This is a genomic window from Chryseobacterium vrystaatense (genome assembly GCF_000737765.1).
GTDB lineage: Bacteria > Bacteroidota > Bacteroidia > Flavobacteriales > Weeksellaceae > Chryseobacterium > Chryseobacterium vrystaatense.
Window position 1 is genome coordinate 500,630 of sequence record NZ_JPRI01000003.1, and the last position, 12,721, is coordinate 513,350.

Here is a 12,721-nt window from a genome sequence, read left to right on the forward strand (position 1 = left end):
AGAGCTGCACAGCCCATACTAAAAATTAGTTAATTTTGAACAAAACTTTAGAAAATAGAATGAAAACCAAAACACCCTGTTATATTGCGCTCATCATCGGAATGACGTACATGCCGGTATCAGCACAGACCAAAGAACAATTAAAAAAAGAAATTTCTAAAGTAGAAGCAGGACTGATGCCTGTCGTTCGTTTTCAGGGCGAACCTCTTTGGACGTTAGAATCCAGGATGAAACATTACAATGTGCCCGGTGTCAGTATTGCTGTTATCAAAAATTCTAAAGTAATATGGAGTAAAACCTATGGCTTTGCTGATGTAGAATCTAAAACACCTGTCAATGCCCAAACACTTTTTCAGGCTGCTTCTATGAGCAAGCCTGTCAGTTCCTATGCTGCATTAACAGAAGTAGAAGCAGGAAAAATAAACCCGGATGCTGATGTCAATTCTTATCTGAAATCCTGGAAAGTTCCGGACAATGAATTCACAAAAGAGAAAAAAGTTACTTTAAAAAATATAGTCAGCCACACCGCCGGTTTTACGGTAAGTGGATTTCCAGGATATGAAAAAGGGAAACCTATTCCTACGCTGATTCAGGTTTTAAAAGGACAAAGCCCTTCCAATACAGGCGCTGTTGTGGTTGATAAAACTCCCGGAACACCTTTCAGATACGCCGGAGGAGGATACTGTGTTTTGCAGCAGATGCTTATTGATATAGAAGGAAAAGACTTTACTTCCATTATGAACGAAAAAGTACTGCAGCCACTGAATATGAAACACAGTACTTTTTCCCAGCCACTTCCTGAAGCCATGGCACAATATGAAGCTTCAGCATATACCGAAACCGGGCAGAAAGTTCCGGGGAAATCTCATACCTATCCTGAACAGGCAGCTGCCGGTTTATGGACCACCGCAGAAGATTTGTCTAAATTTGTTATAGATGTTCAGAATACCCTGAGTGGGAAAAGCAGTACTGTTATTTCACAAAAGACTGCTGAACAGTTTACCACTTCATTGATCGATCCTTTTATGGGATTGGGGATCTTTCTGGAAAACAGAAGTGGTCACATGTACTTCAATCATGGCGGCTGGAATGAAGGGTTTTCCAGTAGATTTATAGCCAGTAAAACTAGCGGTGACGGAATTGTTGTACTAACGAATACCAATAAACCTGATTTTGTAGAAGAGCTCGTCCGTTCGGTGGCAGAGGTCTATCACTGGCCGTCATTTAATTTTCCGGTTCAGACAATACAACCTTTAAATCAGACTGATTTCAGCAATATCGGACGTTATAAAAGTAGAAAATATGGCTTTTCCAGAATCTACCTTGAAAATGGAAAGCTGATGATGTCCAACGATACAGACACTCCGGTGGAAATGACCAAAGTAGGGGAAAATAAGTATGTATTTCGTAACTGGAACTTTACGGTAAAATTTGAAAAAAATGCCGTTACCGGTAAAAAAGATATTATACAGGTCTTTGCTGACGGAAAAATAAGATCCACAGATCCACAGATGGGGGCAGAAGAAAAAACACCTTTGGAATTGGTGCTGAATGGAAATTTTGACAAAGGTCTGGAAGCTTATCAGAAAGCCAGAAATGAAGATGCAGGTCATGATCTTCTCTCAGAAGGTTACCTGAATGGAGTAGGCTACAGCATGCTTCGAAATAAAGAATTCACAAAAGCCATTGACATGTTCCGCGTGAATGCGGCATTGTATCCCAAAAGTGAAAATGTCTACGACAGCTTAGGGGAAGCTTACCTGAATGCCGGACAAAAGGACAAAGCCAGGGAGAATTATAAAAAAGTACTGGACATCAATCCGAAAAATGAAAATGCTTTAAAAGCTTTAAAAACATTATAATAAACAACTGCCTTCTCTATGGGAAGGCAGTATTTACATAGGTAAAATATAAAATAATGATCAGTAAAAAAGATCAATACGGATTGGAATTCCGTAAGGTAAATTTCGATGGGAATCTTGTATATCAGTGCAGGAGGATAAATAATGGGTTAATGAAAATAACCTGTTGCTGTTTTTGGATAGTTTAGATAGCTCCCGAACAGAATTTCTTTTGAAGGAAATCGATTTCTTTCTGATCCATACGCCGGATACGGATTGGGAACCTTATGACTCTATGGTGTTGGAGCATATTGATTTGAAAATTAGGTATCCTGAATTTATAATTGACGGTCAGCCGGAAACTTTTCCGCTGCCAGATATCAGAGATTTGTTACAGGAATGGCTGGAATTTTTAAAACATTAGCTTTTTTGAAGAATAAATAAGTACTGGTATGATGTCATTTATCTAACATATTGAATGATTTTTTGAGTATAATAATATTTTTAGTAATATTTATTTTAAAAATTGATTTATAAGTGTATATGTGTGGTATGTGGGCATAAAATGATTAAAAAATAAACGTTTTTCGAATTTTTGTGAGTATTTTTGGCACTACTAAAAATATACAAACCACAAGTACTGATTCATCTTATGATCTTAATTGTTGATGACAACCAAAGTAATCTTTACTCACTGAAAAAACTGCTGGAATCTAAAGATTTTCAGGTAGATACAGCCAATTCCGGAGAAGAGGCATTAGGGAAAGCCATAAAAAATAATTATGCACTGATTATTTTAGATGTGCAGATGCCCGGGATGGATGGATTTGAAGTGGCTGAAACACTTGCCGACTATAGCAAAACAAAAGAAGTCCCCATCATATTTTTATCGGCCGTAAGCACTGAGAAGAAATTTATTACCAAAGGATATGCTTCAGGAGGAAAGGACTATGTGACCAAACCGGTAGATCCCGAAATTCTTTTGCTTAAAGTTAAAACCTTCTACAGTCTTCAGGAGCAAAGTCTGGCGATGAAAAAGACGCAGCAGAGCCTGGAACTGGAAGTTAAAGGCAGAAGGGAATCGCAGGTGACCATGAAGTCCCAGATCGACCATTTTCAGTTGATGCTTGAATCCCTTCCACAGATTGCTTTTACTCTGAATGAAGAGGGAAATATAGAATTTGTTAACCTTAAATGGTATCAATATTCAGAAACAGATGTCGATTTTCCGGATGTTCATCCTGATGATCTCAATATCAGAGAAGAATTTGACCGTTGCAGAAAAAAGAACAGGGCACTCGAACTTGAGGTCCGAATAAAAAATATTGATTCCGGAGAATACCGCTATCATCTGTTACGGATCACCCCTGTAAATGACGGAAACGGGATCAAAAACTGGGTAGGAACTTTTACTGATATCGATGATCAGAAAAAAGTGGAAAAGGAAAAAGATGAATTCCTGAGTATTGCCAGTCACGAACTGAAGACCCCTCTCACGAGTATAAAAGCGTATGTTCAGCTGTTAGACCGTAAATTGAAACTGGATAAGCAAAGTGCAGAAGCTGGTTTTATGGTCAAAGTTCAGGATCAGATCGAAAAACTGAACACTTTGATCACCGACCTGCTTGATGTTTCAAAAATAGAAAACGGCAAACTTAAAATCAACAGAAAACCGACCAGTCTTGAAAATGTCATCAGCAATGCTGTTGAAACCATTATACAGACTCATGACGAAAATAAAGTCAAAATAAAAAGGCACAGTATAGACCCTGAAATCCTGATTCCTTTTGATGAGATACGCATAGAACAGGTTCTTATTAATTTCCTGACGAATGCCATTAAATATTCTCCTCAAAATAACCAGGTGATCATCACTGCATTTGTAGATGAGGAAAAACAGGAAGTAAAAGTAAGTGTTACTGATTTTGGTATTGGAATTCCCGATTTCAAACAGGATGCCGTATTCCGCAAATTTTACCGTGTAGAAGAATCTTCACTGCAGTTTCAGGGAATGGGGATCGGGCTGTTTATCTGTTCAGAGATCATTAAGCAGCACCATGGAACAATCGGGGTATCCAGTAAATTAGAGGAAGGTTCTACTTTCTACTTCACTTTACCTTTAAATTAAATCGCATGCCGAAAAAAATAATCAGAAATCTTCAGTTTGGGGTAGGATTATCTTTGCTGATCTTAATTGCAAGTTCAGTAGCATCCTACATGAGTATCCAGAGACAGATGGATCACCGTGAAAGCCTTTCCCAAAGCCGGAAGTCGATCACCGCTGTGAAAGATGTTCTTGTCGCTCTTCTGGATGCCGAAACAGGTAACAGAGGCTACCAGCTTACCGGAAAAGAAAATTTTCTGGAACCATACAACCGTAGTTTAAGCGAATATACAAAAGCTTTTGATCGTGCTAAAGCTTTAGATATTAAAGATAAGAATCAGCTTCAGCGTTTAGATGCCTTAGAAAAAAATGTGAACAGCAATGTTGATAATCTGAAGCAGTTTGTGCAGAACAGAAGGAACGGTATTGTCATGACTCAGCAGCAGATCCTGATGAGCAAAAGCTATATGGACAAATGCCGTCAGATCGTCCGCGATTTTGTACAGTATGAAGAGAGTCAGCTTGAAATTAAAAATAAAGATCTCAACCGTTCATCCGGTACGACCGTTATGTTTATCATTATTTCTGCAATAGCAGCGATCGTGGTGACCATATTCTTTTATGTCAAACTAAGGGCAGATCTGATCCGCAGAGATAAACTGGAGAATGAATTACGGTCTAAAGACCTGGAAATAAGCAGACGTGTAAGTGCTATTCAGCAGATTGCCAACAGAGTAGCCAATGGCGATTACAGCCAGCGAGCAGTAGACCACTCCCAGGATGATCTCGGAGATCTGGTAGATTCTCTGAATCATATGACCGATTCTCTGAAGAAATCTTTTGATAAGATCAACAAAAGCGACTGGCGCCAGAAAGGACTAGCTTTACTGAACGAATCTCTGGTAGGAAATAAATCGGTGAAAGAAGTTTCCGAAGCCTCTTTAAACCAGCTTGTTGAATATGGTAAATGCATCAACGGTGCACTCTACATATTTGATGACGGAACACTTAGACTCAATACTTCTTTTGGTCTGGAAAATACCATGAAAAAATCTTTCGAACCGGGAGAGGGAATGGTAGGGCAGGCTTTTACCAATGAAAAAATGCAGGTTTACAACAATCTTCTTGAAGAGGATTTTGTGGCAAGTTTTGCCAGCAGCAGAATAAAAATAAACGGAATATTATTACTGCCAGTTCATGCTGACGGTCATTGCATCGGAATCGTAGAATTGGGGTCCGGTTCAGATTTTGACCAGGACAGACTGGATTATTTTGAAGAATGCAGCCGCAATATCGGAATTGCTCTAAATGCCGCAAAAGGCCGTGAGAAAGAACAGCAGTTACTGGAAGAAACCCAGGCACAATCTGAAGAATTACAGGTACAGCATTCCGAACTGGAAAACCTGAATACGGAACTGGAAGCGCAAACTCAAAAATTACAGGCATCTGAAGAAGAACTTAAAGTACAGCAGGAAGAGCTGATGCAGGCAAATGCTGAATTGGAAGAGCGGTCAAGACTTCTGGAAGAAAGAAATCATATGATCGCCCAAAGAAATGGTGAGATCCAGAAAAAAGTAGAAGAACTTGCTTTAAGTACCAAATACAAATCCGAGTTTCTGGCCAATATGTCCCACGAACTAAGAACACCACTGAATTCAATCCTGTTGCTTTCAAGATTAATGGCTGAAAATCCTGATGAAAATCTGAATGAAGATCAGGTAGAATCAGCAAAAGTAATACAGAGCTCAGGAAGCAGCCTGTTGACGCTTATTGATGAAATCTTAGATCTTGCCAAAATAGAATCAGGAAAAATGACTCTTGAATATCATGATGTGGTGGTGAATGACGTGATCAGAGATTTAAGAAGTCTGTTTAATCCGATTATTCAGGAAAAACAGATCCAATTTGATATTCATGTAGAAGAAGAGGTTGAAAAAACGATTGAAACCGACAGACTGCGTGTAGACCAGGTCTTACGTAACCTTCTTTCCAATGCAATCAAGTTTACCACAGAAGGAAGCATCACTTTAAATATAAGAAAAGATACTGAAAATAAAGACTTCATAGTCTTCAGTGTGAAAGATACAGGAATAGGAATTCCCGAAGAAAAACAGGCCATTATTTTTGAAGCCTTCCAACAGGCAGACGGATCTACACGCCGTAAATTTGGAGGAACAGGATTGGGACTTTCCATAAGCAGAGAAATTGCAAGATTACTGGGTGGAGAATTAACCCTGAAAAGCAAAGTAGATGAAGGAAGCGAATTCAGTCTGATTATCCCTGTAAAAGCTTTATCTGAAACAGTTCAGCCGGAAAACGATCTTCATTTGGTAGATACCATCCGCGAAGATGTCGAAGAAATTCAGAATATTCTTGAAGATACAGAATCCGAAACAACCCTGCATCTGGAGAATCTGGAAATTCCGGAAGACGTAGATGACGACAGAGACGGGATCACTCCTGAGGATAAAGTGATACTGATCGTAGAAGATGATATCAACTTTGCCAAAGCGCTCCTCAAATATACCCGAATGAATAAGTATAAGGGAGTTGTGGTCGTAAGAGGAGATTATGCTTTATCAGCTGCTGTTCAATACCATCCCCAGGCTATTTTACTGGATGTCCAATTGCCTGTGAAAGACGGTTGGAAGGTGATGGATGAGCTTAAAGCCAATTCTGCCACCAGGCATATTCCGGTGCATATGATGTCTGTGCTGCAGCTTGAAAAAGAAAGTTTAATGAAGGGGGCTATTGATTTTATTAATAAGCCGTTAGCCTTAGATAAAATGACCGATGTCTTCAAAAAAATTGAAGATGCCCTGCAAATGTCACCGCAAAAAGTTCTGATTGTAGAGCATAATGCCAAGCATGCCAAAGCATTATCCTACTATTTAAGCAATTTCAATATTTCATTATCAGTAGAAAATAACGTTGAAGACAGCGTTAAAGCCCTGACTTCAGATCATATTGACTGTGTGATTTTAGATATCGGAGATTCCAGAAGCAGTGAATACAAGGTCATCGAATCCATCAAAAGTTACGAAGGACTGGAGAACCTTCCGATTATTATTTTTACAGAACACAGCTTATCCAAATCAGAAGAACTTAAGATCAAGCAGTATGCAGATTCTATTGTTGTAAAAACGGCCCATTCTTACGAAAGGATTTTAGATGAAGTAGGTTTATTCTTACATTTGGTGGAAGAAAAAAACAACTCCGTCGAGATGGCAAGAAATAAAGTTTTGGGATCATTAACGGAAGTTCTGAGCGGTAAAAAAATATTAATCACCGATGATGACGTCCGCAATATCTTCTCTCTGACCAAAGCTTTGGAAAAATATAAAGTAGAGGTTGTAGTTGCTATGGACGGAAAGCATGCTTTGGAACAGCTCAAAGAACATAAAGATATTGACGTTATTTTAATGGATATGATGATGCCTGAAATGGATGGATACGAAACCATAAGAGAGATCAGAAAAATGCCGGTCTTCACAAGGCTGCCAATCATTGCTGTTACAGCAAAATCCATGATAGGAGACCGTGAGAAATGCATCGTGGCCGGAGCTTCAGATTATATCTCTAAACCTGTAGATATCGATCAGTTACTGTCCTTACTGCGTGTCTGGTTATATGAAAGTTAAATGATGAATAAGAAAATTTTGATTGTGGACGATGATCCACGTAATATATTTGCACTGAAACTGACGCTGAAATCACGAGGGTATCAGATTGAAAGCTGCACAATGGCCCAGGAAGCCATTCAGATTTTAAAAGAAAAAACGATAGACATCGTCCTTATGGATATGATGATGCCGGAAATGGATGGATATGAAGCCATCAGGATGATTAGAAATACACCGTCAATGAGTGAGATTCCTGTAATTGCCGTTACAGCTCAGGCCATGCCGGAAGACCGCCAGAAATGCCTGGACGTTGGAGCTCAGGACTATGTCTCAAAACCTGTTGACGTAGACCAGTTAATTATCGCCATCGAAAAACTGTCCTAAATGCTGGAACCAAGTATCGTAAAAGATGAAGAAGTAGAATACTTGATAAAAGATGTTTATGAGATGTATGGGTATGATTTTTCAGAGTATAGCAGGGCTTCTTTTAAACGCAGGGTCAACAGGATCTGCCTGATAGACAGGTTTACCAGTTTTGCGGAACTGAGGTATACCGTGCTCAATGATCCGGAATACCTGAAGCGCTTCGTGGAAGAAATTACGGTGAATGTCACAGAAATGTTCCGGGATCCCCTTTTCTTTAAAAAACTGAGGGAAAAGATATTGCCTCAGTTGGGAACCTATCCGCTGATCAGAATTTGGGTCGCAGGCTGTTCTACAGGTGAAGAGGCTTATTCAATGGCCATTTTGCTTAAAGAGGCCAACCTGTACCACAAATCCCTGATTTACGGAACAGATCTTAATCCTACTGTTTTGGAGACAGCACGGGCAGGCGTTTTTCCACTGCAGCAGATGAAACTCTACTCAGAGAACTATATGTTGTCCGGAGGGAAAAATGATTTTTCAGATTACTATACTGCCAATTATGACAGTGTCCAATTTGATAAAAGTTTAAAGGAAAAACTGATATTGTCTACTCATAATCTGGTTTCGGACAGTTCTTTTAACAGTTTCCAGCTGATCATCTGCAGAAATGTACTGATCTATTTTGACCGGGAACTGCAGGAAAGGGTCTTTAAGCTTTTCGATAACAGTCTTGAAAATTTAGGCTATCTGGCTTTAGGTTCGAAAGAAACCATCAGATTTTCAAAACTGGATAAGATCTACCATCAGGTCGATGATCAGCGGATATGGAAGAAAACAGAACATATCTAAAAACATTGACTATGGAGCCCAAAAACACAAAGACAGAACTGGTGGTGATAGGAGGATCCGCAGGAAGTCTGCAGGTCATTCTGGAAATGCTGAAAAAATTAAAAAGTGAACTGCGCTTTTCCATTGTGCTTGTGGTACATCGGAAAGCATCTTCAACAAACGTTCTCCAGACTCTGCTTCAGCAGTTTGTGAGCATGGAAGTCATTGAAATTGATGATAAAACAGAAATTCAAAATAATAAAATATATGTAGTTCCTGCTGATTATCATTTATTATTTGAAAATAAAAAGATGATGTCACTGGACTTTTCAGAAAAAATGAATTATTCCCGTCCGTCCATTGATGTTACATTCAAATCGGCAGCAGAAATTTATGGTGAAAACCTTGTAGGTGTTCTGCTTTCCGGAGCTAATGCCGATGGCGTGGAGGGTTTGGGATTTATCAAAAAAAATAATGGGAAAGTCTGGATTCAGGAACCGGAAACTGCTGAGGTGGATTATATGCCAAGACATGCCGTGGAAGAAGTAGACTATGACCTGATCATTACACCCAATAATTTGGCAGATTATATCAACGAACTGTAAATAAAAGAGTAAAACAAACTTAAGATTAAATAGAACTACTATGAGCACAAAGAAAATTTTGATTTTTGATGATGATACAACTATTTTAGAGGTAATTACCATCATTTTCGAAGAGAATGGTTATCAGGTCGAAATTTCAGAAACATCTCATGATATATTGGAAAAAGTATCCCAGTTTCAGCCGGATGTTATTCTGATGGACAACTGGATTCCAAAGATCGGTGGAGTAGAGGCTACCAAACTTTTAAAAAGTCATGAGGAATTCAAATCTATTCCGGTCATTTATGTAACTGCCAATAATGATATTGTAAGACTGGCTGAAGAAGCACAGGCTGATGATTATGTGGCGAAACCATTTAATTTGGATGATCTGGAAGATAAAGTAGCAAAATATTTAAAAGCATAGGCTTATAACGATTAAAGCTAAAAACGATAAAAATCCTTACAGTGTAGGGATTTTTTCTTTAAATAATCCTTCTGAACGGCCGATGCCGTACTTCATCGAAATGTCTCATTCGGTTACGGATAGCATCCACAGTGCATCTTCCGCTGTTGATTTCGGCAATCAGTGCAGATAAAAACAATTTCAACTGAGGATCAGACAGTATTTTATGGGTAAATGTAGAGGCGATGATCGTCTTTTTAGAAACAATGTTCTGGGTAAAGATATATTCACCGTCCAAATCAACGCTGATGCGAAACTGGTCTTTTATACTGGCTGAAAAGTACCGATGGATCAGGTCGATATTTTGTAACATATTTTCCATCTTGGTGTATTTATATTATATACATTAATATTTATGCCATAATTGTTTTTTTAAGTTTTTTTTAATTGATAATCAGCGGAAACGAAGATGACCATTGACTATTTTAAAATAAATATTATCTTGCTGTTGAGAGACCATTTCAGGAACCTGTCTGAAATTGGGATTCCAAAAACTAAAATCTATAAGTACCTATGCTAAAAGATATCATTGCTAAAGACCTCACGGTCATTTTTTGCGGAATTAATCCGGGACTGAAATCAGCAGAAGACGGTCATCATTTTTCGGGACGCAGTAACCGGTTCTGGAAAGTCCTCCATAAAGCAGGATTTACGCCTTACCAGATCGAAGCTGAAGATGACAGAAGCATATTGGATTTTGGATATGGGCTTACGACTGCTGTAGCAAGAGCAACATCCCGCGCAGATGAGCTTTCAAAAGATGAATTTGACAGTTCCCTGGAATCTTTTAAAACAAAAATAACAGAATTTAAGCCTGAGTATATTGTATTTCTTGGTAAAGCGGCATACAAAGCTTTCTCTGCTAAAAAGGAAATTCCATGGGGTGTTCAACCGGATGACTTTTGTGGTTCCAAAGTATGGGTTTTACCTAATACAAGTGGTTTGAACAGAGGATTTAGCCTTGATAATCTTGTAGAATCGTATGGAGCATTTTATAAAAAGATTCAGAAATAAGCCGAATTCTAAAATAAGAGACAGGAAAAGACTGTCATTTCAGACAGCCTCTTCAGTACAGAGCAGTATTGCTCAAAATAGGTTGCGAAGCCCTCTTAATCCCACTTATTATTCTTCGAAACAGCATATTTTCCCGCTCCGGTAAAAAAGAAGTTTAAACTTACAAGAAAGTAAATTGCCAACAGCTCCAATGCCCATCCGCCGAATTCATTAAGCTTAAATATACTGCCGGTCTGAGCAAGGATGACAGCTGTAAAGCAGTTAGCCGCAAAAACCAATCCTGCCAGCCGTATGCGAAATCCTAAAATGATCATAACGGGAGCAATAATTTCACCCAAAAATACACCATAAGCCAGGAAGGGGGGAAGACCGTACTGAGCCATCATATTTTCTATAAACCCAACTCCATGTATCAGTTTGCTGACTCCATAAACCATCATCGGAAATCCGACGGCTATTCTTGTAATTAAAATTCCTAAATCAATGTTTCTGTTCATTATATGATTGTTTAAAAGTTATATTTTATAAAAGCTCCTATATTTTCGAGGGTCTTTTCAGCATTGTTAAACTGGTCAAAATTAGTAGCGATTCCGTACATTATTTTATCCTGTTTGAGCCCCAGACGAATAAACTGCAGACCTCTAGGATAGCCGCTGTCATCCAAGTTTCCAATGGCCAGTACACTGAAATATCCCTTAATATTCTCTTTCAGGTGCGGAGCATATTCAAAAGACACAGACTGTTCAAGAGAGTATCCTTTCTGGTAAGTCGCTCCGATAGAGTAAGAAAAAGAAAACGAAGAGGCGGTTATCCTGTACTGGGCGGACATGCTGAAAAAAGCACCGGGGTTTTTTATTCCGAAAGCTGCATTCATGTTAAATCTTTTGTGGAGGCTGTATGATAATGTATTTCTTATAAAGAAAATGTTGTTTTTGTCCTTTGTATATTCAGTGTCAAATAAGGTAAGGTTGTTAATTTTGAGTCTGTCATTCAGCTGGTAATTGATATTGTGCATATAGGTATAGGAACGGTGTCCCAGAACAATATCAGGGGTGTAGGAAAGTTGTTGGGCAGTAAGTCCCGAAAGTGACATGATAAGAGCAGACACAGCCGCATATTTTACCTTCATAATTTTACTCGTTTAAAATCTGAGAGCAAAATTATTCACGGCACAGCGGAATCAACTTAAGAAATCTTAAGAAACGTCAGACAGGTGTTTTTTTCGAAGATAGCTCAGATATTCTACCGTAATTCCCAGGTAAGAGGCGATCATAAACTGCGGAAAACGCTGTTCTATATTTCGGTAAGCAGAAACGAAATTCCTGTATTTTGTGTACGCGTCGACTCTTGAATGTTCAAATGTTCTTTCCTGAAGGGTGACGTAGGCACTCTGCATTTTTAGACGCCAGAAATCTGAGATGGAAGGAACTTCTTTATAGAGTAATTCCAGATTTTCTTTACTGATCTGTATCACAGTCGTCCCTTCATTAGCCTGAATGCACATTCTCGAAGGCTGTCCGCTCAGATAGCTGTACAGATCATTCACCCACCAGTTTTCGATACCCAGCTGAGTCGTATTTTCCTTTCCTTTTTCATCCGTATAATAGGCATGCAGACTTCCTTTTGCAATAAAACGCATATGCTTTGAAACCTGTCCTTCTCTAAGGAGGCAGTCTTTTTTTTGGAGATGTACAATTTCTAATTTAGAAACAATGGCCTCAATGTCTTGGTCTTCTAAAGTGATTATTTCTTTAAAATGATTGATTAGCTGGGAAATTACATTATCACTTTCCATCATAAGGTAAGGCGTTCAGTAGGTTGGAATATCATGTCCTGCTGATAAACAGCGCAGGAGTATACAAAGGTACGTAAATATTGATTTCAGAGATTGCTGA

Annotated in this window: 13 protein-coding genes; 9 read left to right on the plus strand and 4 right to left on the minus strand. The window is 38.8% G+C overall.

Annotated elements, in window-relative coordinates; all coding sequences use genetic code 11:
• The first annotated feature begins 59 nt into the window (after positions 1-59).
• The 8 genes from IW16_RS11490 to IW16_RS11525 all read left to right on the plus strand — a co-directional run bounded on the left by IW16_RS11490 (position 60) and on the right by IW16_RS11525 (position 9,773).
• The gene (locus IW16_RS11490; protein WP_051890134.1) at positions 60-1,862 is read left to right on the plus strand and encodes a serine hydrolase; all 1,803 of its coding nucleotides are present in this window, start codon (positions 60-62) and stop codon (positions 1,860-1,862) included.
• A 211-nt stretch (positions 1,863-2,073) separates the two neighbouring features.
• Positions 2,074-2,265 carry a hypothetical protein gene (locus tag IW16_RS11495; RefSeq protein ID WP_034743979.1) on the plus strand — a complete coding sequence of 64 codons (192 nt, stop codon included), beginning with the start codon at positions 2,074-2,076 and terminating at the stop codon, positions 2,263-2,265.
• A gap of 228 nt (positions 2,266-2,493) precedes the next feature.
• Positions 2,494-3,969: a hybrid sensor histidine kinase/response regulator gene (locus IW16_RS11500; protein WP_034743982.1), complete on the plus strand. Its 1,476-nt coding sequence runs from the start codon at positions 2,494-2,496 to the stop codon at positions 3,967-3,969.
• A gap of 5 nt (positions 3,970-3,974) precedes the next feature.
• Positions 3,975-7,586, plus strand: a complete 3,612-nt coding sequence (locus tag IW16_RS11505; protein ID WP_034743984.1) for a response regulator — start codon at positions 3,975-3,977, stop codon at positions 7,584-7,586.
• Entirely contained in the window at positions 7,587-7,952 is a 366-nt protein-coding gene (locus IW16_RS11510; protein WP_034743986.1) for a response regulator, read from the plus strand.
• A complete protein-coding gene (locus IW16_RS11515; protein ID WP_034743988.1) occupies positions 7,953-8,783 on the plus strand; it encodes a CheR family methyltransferase in 831 nt (276 codons plus the stop codon).
• Positions 8,784-8,794: 11 nt separating this feature from the next.
• Positions 8,795-9,367 carry a chemotaxis protein CheB gene (locus IW16_RS11520; protein ID WP_034744306.1) on the plus strand — a complete coding sequence of 191 codons (573 nt, stop codon included), beginning with the start codon at positions 8,795-8,797 and terminating at the stop codon, positions 9,365-9,367.
• A 40-nt stretch (positions 9,368-9,407) separates the two neighbouring features.
• Entirely contained in the window at positions 9,408-9,773 is a 366-nt protein-coding gene (locus tag IW16_RS11525) for a response regulator (protein ID WP_034743990.1), read from the plus strand.
• A 58-nt stretch (positions 9,774-9,831) separates the two neighbouring features.
• Here the strand turns inward: IW16_RS11525 and IW16_RS11530 are convergent, their stop codons facing one another.
• Positions 9,832-10,134 (minus strand): hypothetical protein, encoded by a 303-nt coding sequence (locus IW16_RS11530; RefSeq protein ID WP_034743993.1) that lies wholly within the window; start codon positions 10,132-10,134, stop codon positions 9,832-9,834.
• A 191-nt stretch (positions 10,135-10,325) separates the two neighbouring features.
• On the opposite strand from IW16_RS11530, the gene mug reads away from it, so the two are divergent.
• Positions 10,326-10,826, plus strand: coding sequence for a G/U mismatch-specific DNA glycosylase (gene mug, locus IW16_RS11535; protein WP_034743995.1), 501 nt, complete (start codon positions 10,326-10,328; stop codon positions 10,824-10,826).
• A gap of 95 nt (positions 10,827-10,921) precedes the next feature.
• Here the strand turns inward: mug and IW16_RS11540 are convergent, their stop codons facing one another.
• From IW16_RS11540 to IW16_RS11550, 3 genes are all read right to left on the minus strand, one after another.
• Positions 10,922-11,323 (minus strand): DoxX family protein, encoded by a 402-nt coding sequence (locus IW16_RS11540; RefSeq protein ID WP_034743997.1) that lies wholly within the window; start codon positions 11,321-11,323, stop codon positions 10,922-10,924.
• Positions 11,324-11,334: 11 nt separating this feature from the next.
• Positions 11,335-11,955, minus strand: a complete 621-nt coding sequence (locus tag IW16_RS11545; protein WP_034744000.1) for a hypothetical protein — start codon at positions 11,953-11,955, stop codon at positions 11,335-11,337.
• A 66-nt stretch (positions 11,956-12,021) separates the two neighbouring features.
• Positions 12,022-12,624, minus strand: coding sequence for a Crp/Fnr family transcriptional regulator (locus tag IW16_RS11550; RefSeq protein ID WP_394332452.1), 603 nt, complete (start codon positions 12,622-12,624; stop codon positions 12,022-12,024).
• Between the last annotated feature and the right edge of the window lie 97 nt (positions 12,625-12,721).